A 21,682-nucleotide genomic window follows, 5' to 3' on the forward strand; every position below is an offset into this window, starting at 1 on the left:
CACTATGCCACTACAAATATTACAGTCACACTAAAAGGAGTGTTTAAGATAAGTCAAAATATGTTCGGCTTTTAATATATTTGAACTACACTAAAGTAACAATCTGGAATATTCTTATGCGTGACTGGGTTATCGGGGTGCTATTATGCTTTCCCTGTTTATTATCTGCTGAGTCGGATCTGTCAGCACCATCAAGTACCGTCAATAACATGGTAGAAGTCCCAGTATTGTCTATCAACGGAGCTATCGGACCGGCAGTAAGTGATTATCTAACCAGAGAAATAACTCGAATAAACAACCAAAATCAGACGCCATTAATTATTCTTACGATGGATACTCCTGGTGGGTTAAGTGCTAGTTTACGAGACATTAATCAATCCATTTTAAGTTCCCGCATCCCCCTTGCTTGTTTAGTTTATCCGCAAGGAGCGAGGGCAGCCAGCGCTGGCACTTATATCCTTTATGCTTGCCATATTGCAGCAATGGCTGAAGCGACCACTTTAGGCGCCGCAACACCGGTAACGATTGGCGGACCTGCAACAGACGACAAAAACAAGCAAAAAACATCTGATGAGCCAAGTGCGATGGAAAAGAAAGTACTTAATGATTCCATCGCCTACATTCGCTCATTGGCTCAGTTACGCAACCGAAACGTTGAATGGGCCGAATTGGCGGTCAAAGAGGCGGCTACCCTAACAGCCAAGGAAGCACTGGAACAAAATGTGATTAATCTGCTTGCTGATACACCCGAGCAATTACTCGTAAGGTTAGATGGGCAAATAGTTAATGTCGATAATAGCCAAAAACGGCTCAACTTGAGTAATTCAATTCTTGATCATCGAACGCCTGATTGGCGCAGTCAGTTTATTGCCACTATAACAGACCCTAATATCGCTTATATCCTTTTGCTAGTAGGTATTTATGGTTTATTACTCGAATTTTACAGCCCAGGTATGGGGGTTGCGGGTATAACAGGAGCAATATCACTGCTTATTGGCTTGTACGCCCTGCAGTTATTGCCTCTCAATTATGCAGGTCTTGGTTTGTTGATATTGGGGATCAGTTTACTCGTGGCCGAATCTTTCTTACCAAGTTTTGGCCTATTTGGTATTGGCGGTGTCATTGCTTTTGTTATTGGCTCAATATTTCTTATCGACACTGAACAAGTCTACTTTAGAGTATCAATAGAATTGATCTCTACTTTAGCACTTATGTCACTACTGTTTAGCTTATTTGTCCTAGGTACTTTATGGAAAATAAGAAAAAAAACAGTCGTTACCGGACAAGAATCAATCCTTGGTGCACAGGCAATTGCACTTAACAGTTTTAAAAAACATGGATTTGTACTAATGGGCGGAGAACGCTGGGCTGCGAGAAGCGAACATGCAATTACAGCAGGACAGGTTGTTACCGTGTTGGCCATCACTGGTTTAGTTTTAATTGTCACCCCAAATCATAGAGGAGTAATACAAGATGGAACCACTAATAATCGCTAATATGTTGATGCCTGCAATTATTACCTTGTTAGCATTGGCTATCGTAATGAGTGTGTTTAGAGTATTAAGAGAGTATGAACGCGGCGTTATCTTCTTTCTTGGTCGATTTCAAACGGTTAAAGGCCCAGGGCTTATTATAGTGATCCCTGTTATTCAACAAATGGTGCGAGTTGATTTGCGTACGGTAGTAATGGATGTACCTAGCCAAGATGTTATCAGCCGTGACAACGTTTCTGTTAGGGTCAACGCAGTACTTTATTTTAGGGTGATAGATTCACAAAAAGCTGTCATCAATGTTGAAAACTATCTACAGGCGACATCGCAATTAGCACAAACAACGCTACGCTCTGTTCTCGGTCAACACGAACTCGATGAGATGTTAGCAAATCGAGAAATGTTAAATGCTGATATTCAAACTATCCTAGACGCCAGAACCGACGGTTGGGGCATAAAGGTCTCAAATGTCGAAATAAAGCATGTTGACCTAAATGAAAATATGATCAGAGCTATCGCTAAGCAAGCAGAAGCAGAGCGAACCAGGCGCGCAAAAGTGATTCATGCCTCCGGTGAAATGGAAGCTTCAGAAAAACTAGTGTCGGCTGCTAATAGTTTAGCGGTAGAGCCAAATGCAATTTTACTCCGATATCTACAAACACTGACAGAAATTGCAGGGGAGAAAAATTCAACAATATTATTCCCAATGCCGATGGGTTTAATGGATACTTTATTTAAGGAACAAGTGAAACAATCACCAAAAACAGAAAAGTAGTCATGTAGTAAATGAAACTCTCGTTCTAGGGGAGTAGTTAGTTGGCTACATTCGTGCACTATGAGATCTGCCGACTTGTGAACATATGAGAAGGTGTGGCTTATATGCGTTATTGTAATGTGTAACGAATCATACATCTAATGATGCGCTATCGCCAAAAGAGCATAAACAGCTTTGCTCAACAAAAGTTTCGAGATTAAGTTGTTCAGAACATAAGAGGGTTAGATGAATTGCTATACTTAGCCTCCTATAGAAGGAATTACCATGTTTAGGTTCTTCGTCTGGTTTAAAATTGTAATGATAACCGTGTTGCTTGGGCAACATAGCTTTACTATTAGCAGAGCAATAGCGTTTGAGAAACACTCATATAAGCCTGCTTATATACATATGATGCAACCAAATGGCGACGAGCATCAGCTAGTAACAAATACGTCTCTGCCCCCTCACCCTGAACAATCAATGAATGCACCCCTCAATGAGGCTGAAGACGAGCATGGAAAATGTCACGTAGGTGATTGTTTATGCTGTGGTTGTGGCTTTTGTGGGAATATTCTTTCGATCGCTTATCTTGCAAAAACATTAGTTGCTAGTGGTGAAAAAGTTCATCCTGAACTGCTCATTCAATTAAAAGCTTTTACAAATTCTGGTATTCATCTCTTACCTTATCGCCCTCCAATTATTGGCTAATCAAGGGATTAGTGCATTATTTTTATGCAACTCCCCTCAAATGATCACCATTGAATAATTAAATTCAGTGGTAGCTTCAATAGGAGTTAAAAATGAAACGTGAGTCAAATGATATCGCTTTGAAAAAAGAAAGCGAACAATCGACTTTGAAAGCTAAGCATTGCTGTGAACAGTCAACTAAACCACTAAATCAGGATACTAGCCCAGCTATAGAAAGTGGTGAAGCATTAATCACAGCACAGATCATTGTACTGGGAATGGGCATTGATCATTGTGCAGGCTTGATTAAACAATCTCTGTCAAGACTACGTGGCGTAGTATCTGTTGACACTAATATTGCCTTACATCGAGTGTCTGTGAGTTACAGTAGAAGGCTATTGCTACAAGACTTACAAGAAGCAGTTGAAAATGCAGGGTACGAGATTGAATCAGCGCAGGGAGAAAATACGCAGCAAGTAGTGCTTGATGTGCAGGGGATGGGGAGCAACCATTGCGCAGGCTTGATCAGTACTTCGATCAAACGGTTATTTGGTATTTATGTGATAACGACCAATATTAGTACACATAAGATAACGGTCGATTTTAATAAAGAATATCTTAGCGCAGAAGATATTAAACAAGCTGTGTTTAACGCTGGTTATGAAGTAACGATGGCTCAGGCTGGCGGGAGCGATACGGTCATTGATTCAAATTCTGAAGAACGCTACCTTAATGACGCTAAACGGAAATTGTGGTTTGCTGCCATCCCAACGACGTTGATCATGACCTTAATGATCCCGCAAATGTTTTGGCAACCAATACCCGGTTATTTGTTGATAGTGGCTCTTTTAGCTTTTCCGGTCGTATTTTTAAAAGGTGGTATGTCAACCCACCGTTCAGCATGGCGTTCCTTAACTAATCGTACCGCCAATATGGATGTACTGATATCAATGGGAAGCTTACCTCCTTATTTCATCGGTTTAGTTGGCTTTGTATATCCAATGACGTCATTTATTGAGATGGCATCTACCATTATGACTTTTCATTTACTAGGTAAGTATCTTGAAACGCGTGCTAAAGGAAGAGCCTCTCAGGCTATCAAACGATTACTCACCTTAGGCGCAAAAACGGCTACTGTACTGCGCTCTGGTAAAGAAGAGGAAATTGCCATTAGTGAACTAGCTGTTGGTGACATTATGCTTGTTCGTCCTGGAGCAAAAGTGCCCACTGATGGAGAGGTTGTTGATGGGGGAAGTCACTTAGATGAATCCATAGCAACAGGTGAATCGGTGCCCGTCGAAAAGTCACTTGGTGATAAGGTAATAGGCGCCACGATTAACAAAGAAGGACTGATTAAAATACGGGCAACTAAAGTTGGCAATGACACTTTTCTTTCACAAGTAATCAGATTGGTTGAACAAGCGCAAGGCTCAAAAGTGCCGATCCAGGAGTTTGCTGACAAAGTAACCTCGCGTTTTGTACCGGGGGTTATTGTCATTGCATTTACAAGTTTTATTCTATGGTTAATGATGGCCGATACTTTGCGTCCCGTTTTATCATGGGGGGCAAACTTTCTTCCTTGGGTTGATCCCACCTTAACACCGCTTATGGCTGCAATTTTGGCGACAGTTGCTGTGCTAGTAATTGCCTGCCCCTGTGCCTTGGGACTAGCGACGCCGACAGCCATTATGGTGGGCTCTGGTATTGGCGCAGAAAGAGGTGTGCTGATCCGCTCAGGTGAAGCCATTCAAACTCTAAAAGACATTGCAATAGTCGTGTTAGATAAAACAGGCACGATTACTGAAGGTAAGCCTTCATTAACGGATGTGATAACAGTTGAATCTTTTGATGAAAGTCAGGTGCTAGTTGCAGCTGCGTCGGTGGAGGCAGGATCCGAACACCCACTTGGTCAGGCTATTGCAGCAGGAGCAAGAGCCAAGGGGGTAACTGTTCCTGAAGTTGAGCAGTTTAAATCAATAACAGCACGAGGTGTTGAAGGTTTAGTTCATGGTCAAAAAGTGTATGTTGGTAGCCGTCGCCTGATGGCAGATTTTGATATAGAAATTGGAAAACTTGAAGAGGCATTAATTTCTTTGGAGAGCAAAGGCAAAACCGCAATGTTGGTCGCAATTGAAGGTAAAGCCGCTGGGTTAGTTGCTGTTGCTGACACGATTAAGAAAGATTCTAAATCAGCGATTACTGCATTACACCAAATGGGTATCAAGGTTGCTATGGTAACTGGTGACAACGAAAGAACGGCTAAGTATGTTGCTAAACTCGTTGGTATCGACAAGGTATTGGCTGGTGTTTTACCAGAAGGAAAAGTAGATGCTATTAAACGACTGCAAGCAGATTATGGCAACCGCGTAGCTATGGTAGGTGATGGTATTAACGATGCTCCAGCTTTAAAGCAAGCTAATGTGGGGATTGCCATTGGTGCTGGCGCTGATGTCGCGATTGAGGCTGCTGACGTTACTTTAGTCCAGGGGCAATTGAGTAAGCTTGTCGAAGCTATTCGCTTATCCAAAGCAACATTTCGCAAAATTATCGAAAACCTTTTTTGGGCTTGGTTCTACAATTTAGCTGCGATTCCTATTGCAGCACTGGGTTTGTTGCACCCAATGGTCGGTGTTGTCGCAATGACGACTAGTTCACTGACTGTCATTGGAAACTCCATCTTATTGAAAAAAGTAAAGCTAGAGGTGAAAGAATAACTATGAGGAAAATCACCGCTACTTTTTATGACGTAATGTTAATAGGAGGCCAACATGAACAGCAATCACCCTAAATTTTGGTCGACACCAACAGGGTGGGCGGCATTAGCACTGATTGCAGCGGTAACCTATTTTCTTATTTTTGAACATGGACATCATGTTCTGCAATTTCTTCCGTATTTAATCTTGTTGTTATGTCCGTTAATGCATGTCTTTATGCACGGAAGTCATGGTAAACATAGTCACGGTGAAGAGAGTCACGGCCACTCCCATTCTGTTGAACATAACGAAAAAGAAGAGACCTTTCAAGAGCTGAACGATAAGAATGAGACATACGACTATGGTTTGTGGTCAATGGTGATACTGAACTTGGCAATTTTTATCTTTTTTGCCTTTAGTTTTGTTAAGCCGAAATCGTCAACTGACTGGCGAAGTCTTGGTGCGTTTTCAGCATTTATTGTTGCCTTATTTACCGAAATGTACGGCTTCCCTTTTACGATATATTTTTTGTCGGGTTGGCTGACTGAAACCTATCCAGAGGTTAATTTCTTTGCGTATGAAAATGGACATTTATTGCATACATTCTTTGGCTTTGAAGGTGATGCCCACTGGGGTCCGTTTCACATTGCGAGCATGGCATTAATTGTTGCTGGTTTTTTATGTTGTCGTCTGCGTGGAATGTAGCGCACCACGCACAAAAACACCACCAATTCGCCACGACAGGTTGGTATGCGCGGTGTCGTCATCCTCAGTATTTAGCCTTTATCATAATTATGTTTGGTTTCTTACTGCAATGGCCGACTATTCCAACCGTCGTGATGTTTCCTATTTTAGTTGTTGTTTACGTCAAGCTAGCAAAGCGTGAGGAGTCTCAAGCTATTGCTGAGTTTGGTTCAAAGTATCTTAATTATATTAAAACAACGGCAAGTTGGCTGCCACGTTTTAACAACAACACAGAAGGTGAACATCATGAAAACATTAAGTAATTTAGTTATTTTTGTAAGTTGTTCATTAAGTTGCTGTTAATAGGAAAAGAAAACAGCAGAGCGAGTTCCACTCACATAAGGAGAAAACTTATGAGTAATTTTGACCATAGAGTAGGCGTAAGAGAGAAAAATTTAGTTATTCGAAATTTAAAGCTACACAAGGTTACTGAAGAAAATAGCGATGCTCTTGTCGAAGAAATAGAGCATTTATTTGGTATCGACGAGGTTAGTTACAACATTAAAGAAGGCGAAATTCATCTCGCCTATGATGCCGTTAACTTAGACCTTGAAGGGATTGAGCAAGTTATTCGAAAACATAATGCTGATATTCATGATGACTGGTGGACGCATACTAAAGAAAGCTACTACAAATTTGTAGATCAGAATGTTAAAGACAACGATGCTCATAAACCATGGAGTTGTCACAAAACACCTCCAGATTCTCGTAAAAAGTAAGGTTACCCACAAAACAACCAGCTGAAATTATGTTAAATGAACGTGAAATAGTTGATGATGTTGTGGTTTTTATCAATATGGATTAGCACTGATTTAAATAAAATAATTGGTCATGCTTTAGATACTGTGGCATTTCCGTTGTTAATTGTGTCAATAGTGCAGCGTTTATCAGATATTAGCGAGGGTTTTCGATGAATATTACATTTTTAGGTGGTACAGGAACAGTAACAGGCTCAAAGTTTTTAGTTGAGACTAGCACAACTAAAGTTTTGGTCGATTGCGGATTATATCAAGGTTATAAATGGCTGCGAGCACGAAACCGAGAGCCGTTACCGTTAGATTTAAAAAGCTTAGATGCCATAGTGCTTACCCATGCACATTTAGATCATTCCGGCTTTATTCCCGCTATTTATAAACAAGGCTTTCGTGGCCCTGTTTATACTCATCAAGCAACGGTTAGCCTATGTTCCATTTTGCTGCCTGATAGTGGCCATATACAAGAGGATGACGCCAAGTTTTATGGAAAGCATAAAATTAGCCGGCATGAAAACCCTGAGCCTTTATATGACAAGGCGACTGCTGAGGCAAGTTTGTCGCTTTTTCAAGCGGTAGCTTTTAACGAAGAGTTTTCAGTTGGCGATATTGATATCGTATTGCAAAGTGCAGGGCACATATTGGGTGCTGCTAGTGTGATACTAAAAGCGGATGGAAAACGTATTGGCTTTTCTGGTGATGTTGGTCGTCACGATGATATTATTATGTATCCTCCAAAACCACTTCCTCCATTAGACTTACTACTACTTGAGTCAACATATGGCAATCGACTACATGATAAAAAGGACCCTTTAGAGCAACTTGCAACAATTGTTAATTCAACGGCTAAAAAAGGAGGTGCGTTACTGATACCTAGTTTTGCTGTAGGAAGAACTGAATCAGTGCAACATATGCTTGCAACCTTGATTAAAGAAAAGAGAATTCCTAAATTACCTATTTATCTTGATAGCCCTATGGCGATCAACGTATTCGATATTTATTGTCAACATTTTGATTTGAATTGTCTTAGCAAAGACCAATGCCGTGATATGTGCAATGTTGCAACGTTTACCAGAACAGTAGATGAATCTAAAGCACTAGCTGAGTTGAAAATGCCTCATATTATTATAGCTGGCAGTGGCATGGCTACGGGCGGGCGAATTTTACATCATATGAAACGTTTGTTAGGCGATTATCGTACAACTATATTATTCACAGGGTACCTTTCTGGGGGAACGAGAGGGGCAAAAATGTTAGCAGGAAAGGATGCAGTAAAAATACATGGAAAGTGGTTAACTGTTAAGGCAGAGGTTGAAGTATTGCATGGTTTATCTGGTCATGGAGACTATGAAGAAATTACCCAGTGGTTACAGTTATCACAATTACATCGAAAAACTAAAATTCGTTTAGTGCATGGTGAACCAGAGGCCAGTGAAGCGATGAGAGATCACTTAATGCAAAACACTCAGTTTGATGTTGAAGTCGCTTGTTATCACGAAATATTGAGGTTATAGCTTATGACTTATTGCATTAAGTTCCTCAGTTCCAATTTGAATTGTCATTTGCTGATCCTAAAAAATGCGTAAAAATTAATATAATCAAGCTGTAAAGTAGGAAATGTACATTCTACTTGAGGACCAAAGTTCTGTATCGTGCATCCGCAATTTTGCGAAAGGTGAGGCTCATCTGCTTTTCAATTTCAACGAAATTAAAAGGACACCCACTCTTGAATTCAAAAACATAATGCAGATATTCAAGATGGCTGGTGGACACATACTAAAGAAAGCTACTACAGATTTGTTGATCAGAATGTTAAAGATAATTCAGAGCATATACCGTAGAGTTGTCATAAAACTTCTCTGGGTATCTGCCGAAAAATAAGTAAGTTCAATGAGAACATACTTAGTAAATAAGTTAGCTGAGGAGAAAGTGATGAAACTTAATGAAAACGCATTTGCATTGGCTTGCGCCGCTGCTTTTGGCATTGTTTGGGTTGCTTGTTCAATATTGGTTATGGTGATGCCAGATATGATGTCCAGTATGACAGGTCACATGTTACATACTAATTTGAAAGGTATGGGCTAGCATATTCCTTTACTGGGGGTATTCTATGGGTATTATTAATGGGGCTTAGTGGTTGGTTGATCGCAAAAATTTATAATTCTCAAATTTGAGGTATTACAAGTGATGGCTCTATATAACTTATTATGCCAAAGGATTTTTCTTACACCGGATCGGCTTTTGTAAAATTTTAAGTTAGCAGGTTGTGACTTCTCATACAGCATTGTCTTAGCGAATGTAATTAGATGTGAGCTAACTTATGTGTTGACTCACAAATTTTAGTAGCTGCTTGCATTAGTGAGCAGCTTGCTAAAACTCTCCTACGAAAATCTCAAAATCAAAATGTTAAATATTTTATTTAAAAACAATATGTTAACTTTGGTTGTGAAGTTAACTTATCGGTCATCTCACCAATTTTAGTAACCGCTTGAATTTGCAAACGGCTTGCTAAAATCCTTTCATATCAGATCGTTACAATAAAAAATGGTACACGGTTTGGTATACGGCCTAGAATTTCGCAAACTGAAATTCAATCATCATTTTTAGCTCAAACGCATCACTACAACACATCGAAACTTCTCTACGGAATAGATTTAGGCTAAGCTTTTTGCCTGATAAACTTTTCTCAATGATTTCAAATTAAAGATATCAGCACCGTCAGAATTTTATAAATTGTGGTACACACTTTGGTACACGGTTGTTAAATATTGGCCAGCTTGAGTGAGCAAAGTGCAGGCAGTTTCCGGCTTTAAGTATTTATACCTTAGGAAGCGTTATCGAGAGGCTAAACTTGCGACGAAGGGCTAAACAGTAAGTTTGCCTTTAACCGCATCCTATCGTGTTAATCAAGGTCACCACTAGGAATAAATCGCCTTAGCTGGCGTTGATACAATCGGTTTTCTTTCTGTAGGGCTTCCTTCTGTTGCATTAATTTAATCACCATGGCAATAGCCACCCAATCAATTTCCAGATCTTGGCGCAGGCGTAATGCTTTTTTAACCCAATGAATAGCTCCAGTATCAAATAACCATTGCTCATAGCGAATTTGATCTGAAGGTTTGTTGATAGGCATGACAATGCCATACTCAACGATTTCGATGATTAACTCACCTTCGATACCTTCAACCTGACACAGCTCGTCAAATGAAATACTGAACAAAGTTTCACTCATGATTACGTACTCCACTCTAGCCTTGGATCAAAATCTTCACTGTTTGCCAGCTCTTGCCATAACTGTTTACCTTTCTCACTGGTTTTTTCGGGCATTGTAACTTTGACAACGGCAAACATATCACCAATAAGTGTCTTGGTTTTCAATCCTTTACCTTTCACACGTAGCTTATCACCTGACTGACTATCCGGCGGTATGGTTAGATGAATTTTGCCATCTAAGGTGGGAACGCTTATTTTGGTACCCAGGGCTGCTTCCCAAGGAGAAAGCGGGATAGTGATTATGATATTATGCCCCTGCACATCGAATAGCGGATGTGGAACTACACGAATGTGTAAATACAAGTCACCAGCAGTGCCGCCTTGATGACCTGGCTTTCCTTGTCCCTTAAGGCGAATTCTTTCACCATCCATCACACCTTGGGGGATTTTCACCTTCAAGTGCTTTTTCGATGGCGCCGTTTGCGCATAGTCATCCGCTGGCATAACAAATTCTACCGTTTTTTGGCTTTCTTTTAACGTTTCTTCCAAAAATATAGGCAACTCAATCTCGATATCCTGCCCTCTAGCACTGCGCTGTGCTTGATCAAAACCCTGTGCATGATGCGATTGCCCCCGCCCACCAAAAATAGAGTTAAAAAAATCAGAAAAATCACCGTGGAATTGTGAACCCCCTTGTTGCCCTGTATTTGGTGGCGCTTTCCACCCAGGCGGAGGCTGAAAATCGTGTCGAGACTGTGAGCCGTATTGACGCAGCTCGTCAAATTCAGCTCTTAGCTGTTCATTTTTAAGCACGTGATACGCTTCGGCAACTTCTTTAAATTTTGCTTCAGCACCCTCATCCGGATTCATATCTGGATGATATTTGTGAGCGAGCTTGCGATAAGCGGTTTTAATCGTCTTCGCATTTGCATCCGGCTCGACACAAAGTATTTTGTAATAATCTTTAAATTCCATAAACTCCCTCTCAGCTGTGAAAGTACAAAATTAACTTATTACAAAGCTCCATCAAACGTTTGTCCGTTTTTAATCTGCGCTTTTATCTGATAGGTTTGCATTCAATTGTTTCTGCAATAGAGATTCAAATTTCTCCTGATCATACAATCCCAAGGATTCCGCCGCTATCGTTAAAGAAACGTTCTGTTGATCCGCTTTATACGCTATCTGTGCTGCCACGTCATACCCAAGTATAGGCGCTAAAAGAGTAATGACCGACAAGTTGTTGCGCATATTTTAGTCAATTTGTGCATGATTATGTTTCAAACCTCGTATGCAGTTTACGGTAAACGAAGACATCGCATCGGACAGCAATTCGATACTCTCTAAAATGTTATGAATAATCACTGGCCGACAAGTGTTTAGTTGCAGCTGCCCATTCGAGGCAGCGAGAGATACTGTCAGGTCATTGCCAAAAACCTGTAGACACACCATGCTCAATGCCTCGCATTGTGTCGGGTTTACCTTGCCCGGCATAATAGAGCTTCCAGGTTTGTTGACGGGCAAATGCCATTCATTCAAGCCGCAGCGCGGGCCACTTTCTAGTAGCCGAAAATCATTGGCAAGTTTAAACAAGGCCGTAGCGAGTTATTTAAGCGAACCGCTAAACCGCATCAATGCATCTTCACCAGAAACTGCCGCATAGAGTTTTTCATGCTGAACAAATGGCAACTGGTACTGCTCTGCCAGCAGCGCAATCGCCTGCTGACCGAATTACTTTGGTGCGTTAGCACCTGAACCTATCGCCGTGCCACCAAGAGCTAACTGATGAACCGGGATCAGACTCTCTTCTATAGCTTTTTTAGCCGCTGTTAGCTGTTGCTCGTGAGCTGACAAAATTGCACTGACTTTAATTGGTAACGCATTCATTAAGTGAGTGCGAGCAACAGTGAACAATTCATCGAATTCTGATTGCTTCTGGGATAACGCTCTTTCCATCTGCTCGATTGATGGCAGCAATATGTCCAATGTCTGCTGAGCGACAACGATATGCATGGCAGTGGGAAAGACATCATTAGATGACTGCGACATGTTGATGTGATCGTTGGGGTGCAAGCAGGCATTATCTTTCGCAGAATCTCCTTGGGCATTCTGAAGAAAATACGTATTTTCCAGCGACGTGATAACCTCGTTGACGTTCATATTAGTTTGAGTCCCTGATCCTGTTTGCCAAATTCTTAATGGAAATTGATCGGTATGCTTGCCATCAAGCAATTCATTGCAGGCGAAAATAATCGCTTTGTGCTGCTCGTCACTTATCAGGTTTAACCCATAATTGACTTGCGCGCAGGCGCGCTTTATACAAACCAAAGAATCAATAAAGCTCTGCTCAAAAATGTGCTTTCCGATCGCAAAATAGTTTAATGAAGGCTCGGTTTGTTTGCCCCAAAGCATAGGTTTATTTTCAGCTGGGCTGGATACGCTTTTCTCGTTTTCTAAGGTATTTCCTGGGGTATGATTTTTCGATGATTTAGTCAGATACAGTAATAACAGTAACCCTAGAAAGGCAGACAAAATTGATGCACAAAGGATACCGAATTTCACTCCATTAATTTGCTCTGAGTTATAAGCTAGGTTAGCAATAAATAAGGCCATAGTGAAACCAATACCCGCCAACAGTCCCCCTGCTAGAATCATTAGCCAACTAAGATTAGAAGGCAACACGGCGAATCGCAGTTGAACCGAAGCCCAACTGAACAAGAAGACACCTAACGGTTTGCCTATCACGAAACCAAGAAATACCGCCATCGCTAGTGGAGAAGCCACATTTATTCCCGTGAATGCTATCCCAGCATTAGCAAGAGCAAATAAGGGCATCACTACAAACCCCACCCAAGGGTGAAGCATCATCTCCAATCGTTCTACCGGTGAAAGGGCTTCACGTGCAGCCGCTTCAGCCGTTTTCAATGCCTTACGATCAGGCGTATCACCACTCCAATGATTACCCGGAGGATAAGCCACTACGCATTCCATAATAGTGTGTAGACGATCATCAGTTATCCATTTTGTCGTTGGGGTCATTAGCCCCAGAATGACACCAGTCACTGTCGGGTGGATACCCGATACATCAACTGCCAACCAGATCAGAATCCCCACCATAAAGAACAAGGCTATACTACGGATGCCGATAAATGCCATGACTTTAATAACGATGAATCCGAGTAACGCGAATGCAATAGCTAGCCAATTAATGTCACTACCATAACCCACGGCGACGACGATAATGGCACCGATGTCATCAACTACGGCTAGTGATAACATGAATATTTTCAAGTTCTTAGGAATTCTCGCGCCTAACAGTGCTAAACAGCCAACCACAAACGCTGTGTCTGTCGCCATAACAGTTCCCCAACCATGTTGACCTAGCTCACCATACTGAAAAAAGAGATAAATTAGAGCGGGCACTAGCATTCCGCCTACAGCGGCGGAAATAGATAACATAGCAAGGCGTGGATTACGCAATTCTCCAAGCACTAGCTCTCGCTTGAGTTCTAGCGCAATTAAAAAGAAAAACAGCGTCATTACAGCATCATTTATCCATCCATGTAACGAACGCTCAAATACAAAAGTACCAATGCTTATTCCGAGCGATACATGCCACAAGTCATTAAACGACTGACTTAACGGGGAGTTTGCCAACGATAATGCCAGCAAGGTGGATAACAGCAAAACAACACCTGCAGCCGCTTCAACTTTAACAAATCGTGTGAGGGGTTGAACGACCCAATCGATATGCTCTTTAGGTAATTGCGTTGGATGCCCCCGCTTATCACTCATCGATTCATGGTTCATATTTTACGCCTTGAGGTAATAGTGTTCTTTCCTCGCCACTCAATGCAAAATTGGCATATGGACTAGATTGGGCAACCCTTGCATAATTGACGGCACATTTAAGTTTTCCACATTAATAATGTTTATCTGCTCAAAAGTAATGCCATATTTTTCATCTTAAATATTTCATCATCACAGAACCCGTTTGCTTGAATTCCATTAGAAGCTTGAATAAACCATTAGTCGTCGACAAAACCAAAGTTGTGTGCATTAAACTCATTTCCCAATGCAGCTATTTCTTTATTATTACTCGTTTGAGTAACTAACTCTGTTTAGCAAATGCTCAAGGGAGCGGCTCGACAGGAGATGTATTTATTCATAAAAATTGGCTTGCAACATAGGGCAAAACCCCTCCTGCAAGAAAGTAATCTAGTTCCAAGGAGCTATTAATGCATAAAACTACAGGTAGAGTTACAGCACAATTAATATCATCATTTTTCGCTGAATATATAATAAGTTGTAACGTCTGATTAGGTATTAATTGGTGTTTGCTTACATCGCCTTCGACTACAACATCTACTTTTTCATCACCTGTCAACTGTAAACTTGCTAACGACGTTTTATTAGATAACTGCAATGGCATGATACCCATGCCAACGAGATTACTCCGATGTATACGTTCAAACGACTCTGCAATCACGGTTTTAATTCCAAGTAATTGACACCCTTTAGCTGCCCAATCTCGACTTGATCCTGTTCCATATTCTTTGCCCGCAAAAACTACCAAGGGTATGTTAGTTTTTGCGTAATACTCACTTGCTTCAAAAATTGAGATATGTGCTTTGTTTTGTAAATATTTGTCATCAAAAATCCTCGTTATTCCCCCTTGTTCCGACGCAATAATCTTATTCTGTAGTCTGTTATTAGCAAATGTACCTCGCACCATCACCTCATGATTACCGCGTCGAGCGCCATAACTATTAAATTGTTCGGGTGCCACACCTTTAGCAATAAGATATTTACCTGCGGGGCTATACGGGCTAATTTGCCCTGCCGGGGAGATATGATCTGTCGTAATGGAATCACCAAAAATTGCTAAAATGTTAGCTGATTTAATTTTGATTGGACCATGAACTTGATTACAACTATTCAGCCCTTCATGGCCTGTTTGTGCTAATAACTCGAGAAAAGGAGCTTGAATAATATAAGTCGAATGACTATTCCACGGATAGCAGTCTGTATTACTTATTGGTAAATCTTCCCACGCATGATCGCCAACTAACATATCTTGATATGACAATGCATAACTCTCTTTGGTTATCGCACGCATTGTCTCGTTGACTAAGTAATCATTTGGCCAAATATCGCGTAAAAATGTCGGTTGACCATTTTTATCTACACCTAATGGCTCAATGTCGAGGTTTATTCGAGTATGACCTACTAAAGCAAATGCAATAACAAGCGGAGGAGACATTAGCCAGTTTAATCGAACGGAGGGATGAATACGGCCTTCAAAATTACGGTTTCCAGATAAAACAGCACCTACATTTAAATGACCTTCGCTAATTTGCTGTTCTATATCAGGATCTAGTGGCCCAGAGTTACCGATACAAGTTGTACAACCAAAGCCAATACAATTAAAACCTAATTTATCCAAATATTGTTGTAAACCAGTGCTATCAAGATAACGAGCAACAACTTGAGAGCCCGGTGCTAATGATGTTTTTACATTAGGGTTAATCTTCAGCCCTCGTTCAACGGCTGCTTTTGCCAATAATCCTGCCTGTAACATCACTTTAGGATTGGAAGTATTAGTACAAGAAGTAATAGCCGCAATGACAATATCTCCGCAGGTTAATGGCCGTAATCTATAGGGTAGTCTCTCAACGGTAGGGCAATGCCAGTCAAGCTCGCTTACCTCTTTGGTCACTCGTTTTATGGTATTAAGTGAAAAACAATCTTGTGGTCGCTTTGGCCCTGCAACCGAAGGCTCTATTGTGTTAAGGTCTATGACGATATTTTCAGGGTATGTTGCATGAGGCTTAGAATCTTCATTCCATAATTTTTGCGTTAATGTATATGTGTGGACACGTTCAACTAAAGCCGATGAACGATTAGTAAGCTTTAAGTATTCAATAATTTCATTATCAATGAGAAATAGACCACAGGTCGCCCCGTATTCAGGAGCCATATTGGCAATCGTTGCCCTGTCGGCGATACTTAATTCTGAAACACCGGAACCATAAAATTCAACGAATTTGCCAACGACACCATACTTTCTCAATATTTGAGTGATAGTTAAGACTAAGTCTGTTGCTGTGGTACCGACCTGCATTTTTCCTAGCAGTTTAACGCCTACTATTTGAGGAGTACTTATACTTAATGGTTGACCTAGCATTACGGCTTCGGCCTCAATACCTCCAACTCCCCATCCAAGCACCCCCAAGCCATTAATCATCGTCGTATGACTATCAGTACCGACCAATGTGTCTGGAATTAACACATTAACCTCATCTCTAACCACTTGTGCTAAATATTCGAGATTAACCTGATGGCAAATGCCACGCCCTGGTGGGATAATAGTTAAATTACTGAATGAGGCTTGTGCCCATTTTAAGAACTGGTAACGCTCATGATTTCTTTCCATCTCACGTTGTTGATTATGCGTTAATGCAGCGGGGGTTCCGGCTTGATCAGCAATAATTGAATGATCTATCACTAAATCAACTGGGCATACGGGGTTTATAATAGTTGCATCACCGCCTTTATCTGCGATTGCATCTCGCATTGCTGCCAAGTCAATTAATGCGGGTACACCTGTATAGTCTTGCATTAATACACGACTGGGAAAAAATGGAAATTCAAAGTTAGTTGGAGATGTTGAATCCACTATATTCTTGATTGTTTTGACAACATTTTGATAATTAAAAGTGTCATTAGTTGAGCAGTTTCTAAGGAAGTTTTCCAAAAATATTTTAGTAATGAATGGTAGGTCATCCAAATTGAACTGAAAATCTTCAGCAAGCTTGTTTAGCGACCAATAGTAATAAATGTTGCCTTTTTTGCCTTTGTTATTATCAATTAATCGCGTTAAGTACCTTTCTTGCCATGCAGCTTTATTTATTGTGATCATTGGATTGCTCCTTAGGAACATCTTTATCTAACGCTGCCGTATTTAATGCACCTTGAAAATTATTAAAATGTGAATTTTTATAACAACAAATTGTAATTTGCTTGCATAAAATACCGTACTTTTTCATCAATAGATTTTGAGCCGTCACTGTCATCATTATGTTCACTCCATTAACGTTTAAAAAGAACGGCGCGTAAAAAGAATCGAACCGTATAATAATTAGACCTAGTTTTGTTTGCCCGAATGGCTAATGCCATTGATAAATTTTAATAAATCACTGTCTGTTGACATAACCAGCGTTGTATTATCAGCAATAATGTCAGGATAGGCTCGCATGGTGCGCGTAAATTGATAAAGCTGCATAGCTTCTGGGCTTTGGCTGTAGGATTTTGCGTAAATATTCGCGGCCTGTGCATCGGCTAATCCTCTAATGGTTTCAACCGCTTTATAAGCCTCAGATTGAATTTTATTTAAGTCTCTAACACGGTTACCACGTATTCTTGCTGCTTCACCGTTACCTTCCGATAAAAATCGTTCAGCAATTTGCCTACGTTCACTGATCATACGGTCGTAAATTTTAGGGCGTACACTTTCATTGTAATTAATGCGCTTAAAGCGAATATCAAGCAATTCAATACCAAATACTTTGACTTTCTCTGCAGCAGCAGTAAATATTTCTTCTTCAACCCATTTTCGACCTTTGTTAATGGGCACTAAATTACCCATTTTTAAATCTCTTTCTGCTTTGGTTAGCATGGCATCGCGAAGTGGTTTGCGGTCATTCGTGGTACGAATTATTTCGATGAGTTCATGTTTTGCGACGGCATTGCGCGTTTCGCTGCCTAATATATCGTCGAGCCGAGATTGCGCACTGCGCTCGTCTCGCAATCTTAAGAAGTACTGCAGAGGTTCGGTAATTCGCCAACGGGCAAAAAGGTCTACTGAAATATATAACTTATCTTTAGTTGGCATATCTGAGGGGGCACCATCCCATTCTAATATGCGTTTATCAATGGCGTTCACAGATTGAATGAAAGGCATTTTCGCGTTTAAGCCAGCGGTCATTACCGGCTCGCCAATTGGTTTACCAAACTGGGTAATGATCACTTGTTCCACTTCATCTACGGTATAAAGCGATTGCTGTACTGTAATAACTAAACACGCTAGTACGATCAGGAAAATAGTAATCTTTTTGGAGATCATCGCTTTTCTCCTATTTTTAACATTTTATTTGATTGTTCAAGGTTTAGCAGTGGCAATATACTGCTTGTTGATTTATCTATAATGATTTTAGAGTGCACTTGAGGTAGCACTTGTTGCATGGTTTCAATATAAATACGGCGGAGTGTGACTTCAGGTGCTTTAACGTATTGAACCAGTAAAGCATCAAATCTCGCTATATCCCCCTCAGCTTCATTAATACGTTTTAATCGATAGCCATCCGCCTCACGAATTCGCTGATCTTTCTCACCCAGTGCTAAAGGAATAATTTTGTTGTAGTCCCGTCTCGCTTCATTGATCAGTTTTTCCTTTTCTTGCTGTGCTTGATTCACCTCATTAAACGATTCTTGTACAGGTTTAGGTGGGTTAATATTTTTTAACTGCACTTGATCAATACTAATACCCATAGTGTATTTAGTTGAAAGGGTTTGCATTTTTACTAATGCTTGCGATTCTATTTCTTGACGACCAATGGTAATCACTTCATCAACAGTTCGATCTCCAACTACTTCACGCATGACTGACTCAGAGACGTACCTGAGTGTTTCACTGGGCTCTCTAACTTCAAATAGAAATTTAACGGGATCTAAAATTCGATATTGTACTACCCACTCAACTAAGGCGGCATTAAGGTCACCTGTCACCATTTGAGTTTCTCGCTGTTCGTCATGATTTAGGCTATTTTGAAAAGGATCTTGTGCACCAGATGTTGTAAAACCAAATTCCTGTTTTAATTGTCGCTTAACGGGAACAGTGGTTGCTGATTCAATACCAAAGGGAAGTTTAAAATGCAGCCCCGGAGGCACTTCTCTAGCATACTTGCCAAATCGTTTAACAATAGCAACAGAATCACTTGGAATAGTATAAACCGACGTCCAGGCAGTGAAACCCAATAGAATTAAAAGTAGTAGCCAGAAGAAATTAAGGAAACTCCCACCAGGCAAAAAACCTTGAAACTTAGAAAAGCTATCATTAAAAAGTTGATCTAAATCTGGTGGAGCAGGCGGTTTATCTCCCCATGGACCTTGAGGAGGGGGTGTGACGTTAGTAGGCATAATAATGCCCTCTGAATAAATGACCCTAATTGGTCACCTACCCTTAGGTATAGTGGTTAAAAAACAAACAATCAATAGGGAGGGGGATATTATCCTAATTATTAGGGCTGCTTAGTATCTTTGAAAGCCTCTATAGCAATATAGAGGCTTTTTTGCGAGCATTTTGCCACTCCATTTATATACAAGCTAAAGCACTTATCGATCAGTTCATCAATTATATTGCTTCAATATAGGTACTGTTATCATTAATAGTCCATTAACTGAGGGTATAAAATACACAGAGTAGGGTTGTTGCTTAGCAAACCTTTTTAAATTGGTGAACTTCGCACTCTTAATAATTGTTCGTATAGTGGTTTTTATTAATATTATGCCTATGAAGAATGCTCAGGAAAAATAAGGCTGCTAGTATCAAAACCTAGCTTTTCCGATATTTTTAAAAACTTATCTATAACAGTTTTATCTGGATTTGGTGTTCTCGAAAGTAGCCACAGGTATGAGGTATTAGGGCCAGCAACAAATGAGTGCTGATATTGCTCGTCAAGGTTGAAGATTATGTAGGAGCCATAAAAGGGGCCAAAAAAAGACACCTCGAGAAAACCAATATTTTTGCTTTCAACAAACTTTGCTTTACCTATGGCTTCATTCCATGTTTCATCTTCAGTTGAATAACCTCTATTGGTGACTTTTACGTGTCCCTCAGGCATAAGTTGATATTCTGCGGTTACTTGCTCTAAGCCCCTTTCGAATGAATGATCAAGGCGGGCAACTTCATACCATTTCCCTTGGTACTTACTGAGGTTAAAATTATCTACTGGCGTAACGCCTACTGGTACTGTTGTACATGCGGACAATAACATGCTTACCAACGCCATAAAGAAGATTTTAAACATACTCTCTTTATAAATAGTTACTTTATACATAGCCTCCTCACTTTCTCGCAAGTAAGTGAACCGTACTGGTTGAACGCTCTAAAAAAGCACCTTCACAGTAGGCAAAATAATATAGCCATAATCGTTTAAACTCCTCATCGTAACCATAATTTGATAATTCAGACCAAGAATTTAAAAAATTAGTGCGCCAATCTGCGAGTGTTTTGGCGTAATCTAAACCTATGTCATCAATAGACTCTACAACTAGTTCAGAATACTGAGTTAAGTGACCTGATAATACTGAGATTGATGGTAGAAAACCGCCTGGGAAAATATAACGCTGAATAAAATCAACATTGTTTTTATAATAATTAAAGCGTTGATCAGCAATAGTGATCGATTGAAGTAACATTTTTCCATCAGATTTTAAGCAGCGATTACACACTTCAAAAAAACTCGGTAAATATTCATAGCCAACGGCTTCGATCATTTCAATCGACACTAATTTATCAAACTGACCATGTAATTCGCGATAGTCGTCTTTTAATAAGGTAATTTTTTGCTCTAGTCCAGCGGCTTTAACTTTAGCTTTTGCAAAATCATATTGCGCGTCTGAAATGGTGGTAGTGGTGACCTTGCAGCCGTAATGCTGTGCGGCATAAATGGCTAAACCACCCCAGCCGGTGCCTATTTCAAGTAAATGATCATCGGCGGTTAACGCGAGTCTTTCACAAATAGTTTCTAATTTATGTTGTTGAGCCTGCGCTAAAGTCGCTTCTGGTGTAGGGTAAATAGCTGAAGAATACATCATGCTTTCATCTAAAAAACGCGTATAAAGTTCATTACCTAAGTCATAATGAGCTAAAATGTTTCTTTTTGAACCCGATTGATTATTACGGTTTTGCCAATGAAAAAATTGATTTTTAAGCTTAACTAACCAAGCCCCTTTTTTTTCTAATTGATCAGTTTGTTGTTGAGCTTTAGCAAAAATACGGATAACTGAGGTTAAATCTGGACTGGTCCATTTCCCTTCAATAAAGGACTCTGCCGCTCCAATACTCCCCCCACGAACGAAGTCTTTATATACACTAACATCATGAATAATAATTCTACCAAATACTTTAGCTTTGGTTTTTTCATTAGGAAAGAAGCTGTGCTCATTACCTTCTACTACTTCTAACACACCATAATTAATCTTTGAAAACACTGACAGAACTAATTTACGACAGTGACTTTCAAACCAGCTCATTTTATTTTTTAGTGTAATAGGTGCAATGTTTTCCAT

At 40.2% G+C, this 21,682-nt stretch carries 16 protein-coding genes and 3 pseudogenes; 9 read left to right on the plus strand and 10 right to left on the minus strand.

The genetic code is table 11. The features are described 5' to 3' along the window. The first annotated feature begins 116 nt into the window (after positions 1 to 116). The 9 genes and pseudogenes from EPA86_RS17045 (at position 117) to EPA86_RS18265 (ending at position 9,205) form a co-directional block, all read left to right on the plus strand. On the plus strand, positions 117 to 1,496 hold the full coding sequence (locus EPA86_RS17045) for an NfeD family protein (protein ID WP_140605600.1): 1,380 nt from the start codon (positions 117 to 119) through the stop codon (positions 1,494 to 1,496). 1 nt (position 1,497) lies between these two features. Further along, entirely contained in the window at positions 1,498 to 2,265 is a 768-nt protein-coding gene (locus tag EPA86_RS17050) for a slipin family protein (RefSeq protein ID WP_246058476.1), read from the plus strand. Positions 2,266 to 2,529: 264 nt separating this feature from the next. After that, positions 2,530 to 2,952: a hypothetical protein gene (locus EPA86_RS17055; protein ID WP_140605602.1), complete on the plus strand. Its 423-nt coding sequence runs from the start codon at positions 2,530 to 2,532 to the stop codon at positions 2,950 to 2,952. 92 nt (positions 2,953 to 3,044) lie between these two features. Further along, a complete protein-coding gene (locus tag EPA86_RS17060) occupies positions 3,045 to 5,645 on the plus strand; it encodes a heavy metal translocating P-type ATPase (RefSeq protein ID WP_140605603.1) in 2,601 nt (866 codons plus the stop codon). Between the two features lie 54 nt (positions 5,646 to 5,699). Further along, positions 5,700 to 5,891: pseudogene (locus EPA86_RS17065) on the plus strand (DUF2933 domain-containing protein); the annotation flags it as partial. Positions 5,892 to 5,999: 108 nt separating this feature from the next. Then, positions 6,000 to 6,631: pseudogene (locus EPA86_RS17070) on the plus strand (methyltransferase family protein). Between the two features lie 90 nt (positions 6,632 to 6,721). Next, positions 6,722 to 7,087 (plus strand): cation transporter, encoded by a 366-nt coding sequence (locus EPA86_RS17075; RefSeq protein ID WP_140605604.1) that lies wholly within the window; start codon positions 6,722 to 6,724, stop codon positions 7,085 to 7,087. Positions 7,088 to 7,278: 191 nt separating this feature from the next. Further along, positions 7,279 to 8,634 (plus strand): MBL fold metallo-hydrolase RNA specificity domain-containing protein, encoded by a 1,356-nt coding sequence (locus tag EPA86_RS17080; protein WP_140605605.1) that lies wholly within the window; start codon positions 7,279 to 7,281, stop codon positions 8,632 to 8,634. A 418-nt stretch (positions 8,635 to 9,052) separates the two neighbouring features. Further along, the gene (locus tag EPA86_RS18265) at positions 9,053 to 9,205 is read left to right on the plus strand and encodes a DUF5676 family membrane protein (RefSeq protein ID WP_211664959.1); all 153 of its coding nucleotides are present in this window, start codon (positions 9,053 to 9,055) and stop codon (positions 9,203 to 9,205) included. A gap of 817 nt (positions 9,206 to 10,022) precedes the next feature. Here EPA86_RS18265 and EPA86_RS17095 read toward each other — a convergent pair. From EPA86_RS17095 to EPA86_RS17140, 10 genes and pseudogenes are all read right to left on the minus strand, one after another. After that, positions 10,023 to 10,352: a chaperone modulator CbpM gene (locus tag EPA86_RS17095; protein ID WP_140605606.1), complete on the minus strand. Its 330-nt coding sequence runs from the start codon at positions 10,350 to 10,352 to the stop codon at positions 10,023 to 10,025. A 2-nt stretch (positions 10,353 to 10,354) separates the two neighbouring features. After that, entirely contained in the window at positions 10,355 to 11,308 is a 954-nt protein-coding gene (locus EPA86_RS17100) for a DnaJ C-terminal domain-containing protein (protein ID WP_140605607.1), read from the minus strand. A 69-nt stretch (positions 11,309 to 11,377) separates the two neighbouring features. Next, positions 11,378 to 11,581, minus strand: coding sequence for a hypothetical protein (locus EPA86_RS18540; protein WP_140605608.1), 204 nt, complete (start codon positions 11,579 to 11,581; stop codon positions 11,378 to 11,380). A gap of 3 nt (positions 11,582 to 11,584) precedes the next feature. Next, positions 11,585 to 14,140, minus strand: a pseudogene (gene nhaA / locus EPA86_RS17115) (Na+/H+ antiporter NhaA). 355 nt (positions 14,141 to 14,495) lie between these two features. Continuing rightward, positions 14,496 to 17,252 carry an aconitate hydratase AcnA gene (acnA, locus tag EPA86_RS17120; protein ID WP_140605611.1) on the minus strand — a complete coding sequence of 919 codons (2,757 nt, stop codon included), beginning with the start codon at positions 17,250 to 17,252 and terminating at the stop codon, positions 14,496 to 14,498. Then, positions 17,236 to 17,409 carry a hypothetical protein gene (locus EPA86_RS18245; protein ID WP_170309692.1) on the minus strand — a complete coding sequence of 58 codons (174 nt, stop codon included), beginning with the start codon at positions 17,407 to 17,409 and terminating at the stop codon, positions 17,236 to 17,238. The genes acnA and EPA86_RS18245 overlap by 17 nt, the downstream gene beginning before the upstream one ends. Positions 17,410 to 17,477: 68 nt before the next feature. Then, a complete protein-coding gene (gene hflC, locus EPA86_RS17125; RefSeq protein ID WP_140605612.1) occupies positions 17,478 to 18,455 on the minus strand; it encodes a protease modulator HflC in 978 nt (325 codons plus the stop codon). Then, the gene (hflK, locus tag EPA86_RS17130; RefSeq protein ID WP_140605613.1) at positions 18,452 to 19,528 is read right to left on the minus strand and encodes an FtsH protease activity modulator HflK; all 1,077 of its coding nucleotides are present in this window, start codon (positions 19,526 to 19,528) and stop codon (positions 18,452 to 18,454) included. Before hflK ends, hflC begins: the two co-directional genes overlap by 4 nt. Positions 19,529 to 19,899: 371 nt before the next feature. Beyond that, entirely contained in the window at positions 19,900 to 20,448 is a 549-nt protein-coding gene (locus EPA86_RS17135; RefSeq protein WP_425462582.1) for a lipocalin family protein, read from the minus strand. Between the two features lie 7 nt (positions 20,449 to 20,455). After that, positions 20,456 to 21,682: an SAM-dependent methyltransferase gene (locus EPA86_RS17140; protein WP_140605614.1), complete on the minus strand. Its 1,227-nt coding sequence runs from the start codon at positions 21,680 to 21,682 to the stop codon at positions 20,456 to 20,458.

Origin of the sequence: Litorilituus lipolyticus, assembly GCF_006439335.1 — a bacterium.
Lineage (GTDB): Bacteria > Pseudomonadota > Gammaproteobacteria > Enterobacterales > Alteromonadaceae > Colwellia > Colwellia lipolytica.

Bases quoted from the DNA above. Each gene is read 5' to 3' on its own strand.
- EPA86_RS17045 (WP_140605600.1), top strand. From the start codon at position 117: ATGCGTGACTGGGTTATCGGGGTGCTATTATGCTTTCCCTGTTTATTA.
- EPA86_RS17050 (WP_246058476.1), top strand. From the start codon at position 1,498: ATGTTGATGCCTGCAATTATTACCTTGTTAGCATTGGCTATCGTAATG.
- EPA86_RS17055 (WP_140605602.1), top strand. From the start codon at position 2,530: ATGTTTAGGTTCTTCGTCTGGTTTAAAATTGTAATGATAACCGTGTTG.
- EPA86_RS17060 (WP_140605603.1), top strand. From the start codon at position 3,045: ATGAAACGTGAGTCAAATGATATCGCTTTGAAAAAAGAAAGCGAACAA.
- EPA86_RS17075 (WP_140605604.1), top strand. From the start codon at position 6,722: ATGAGTAATTTTGACCATAGAGTAGGCGTAAGAGAGAAAAATTTAGTT.
- EPA86_RS17080 (WP_140605605.1), top strand. From the start codon at position 7,279: ATGAATATTACATTTTTAGGTGGTACAGGAACAGTAACAGGCTCAAAG.
- EPA86_RS18265 (WP_211664959.1), top strand. From the start codon at position 9,053: ATGAAACTTAATGAAAACGCATTTGCATTGGCTTGCGCCGCTGCTTTT.
- EPA86_RS17095 (WP_140605606.1), bottom strand. From the start codon at position 10,352: ATGAGTGAAACTTTGTTCAGTATTTCATTTGACGAGCTGTGTCAGGTT.
- EPA86_RS17100 (WP_140605607.1), bottom strand. From the start codon at position 11,308: ATGGAATTTAAAGATTATTACAAAATACTTTGTGTCGAGCCGGATGCA.
- EPA86_RS18540 (WP_140605608.1), bottom strand. From the start codon at position 11,581: ATGCGCAACAACTTGTCGGTCATTACTCTTTTAGCGCCTATACTTGGG.
- acnA (WP_140605611.1), bottom strand. From the start codon at position 17,252: ATGATCACAATAAATAAAGCTGCATGGCAAGAAAGGTACTTAACGCGA.
- EPA86_RS18245 (WP_170309692.1), bottom strand. From the start codon at position 17,409: ATGATGACAGTGACGGCTCAAAATCTATTGATGAAAAAGTACGGTATT.
- hflC (WP_140605612.1), bottom strand. From the start codon at position 18,455: ATGATCTCCAAAAAGATTACTATTTTCCTGATCGTACTAGCGTGTTTA.
- hflK (WP_140605613.1), bottom strand. From the start codon at position 19,528: ATGCCTACTAACGTCACACCCCCTCCTCAAGGTCCATGGGGAGATAAA.
- EPA86_RS17135 (WP_425462582.1), bottom strand. From the start codon at position 20,448: ATGTATAAAGTAACTATTTATAAAGAGAGTATGTTTAAAATCTTCTTT.
- EPA86_RS17140 (WP_140605614.1), bottom strand. From the start codon at position 21,682: ATGGAAAACATTGCACCTATTACACTAAAAAATAAAATGAGCTGGTTT.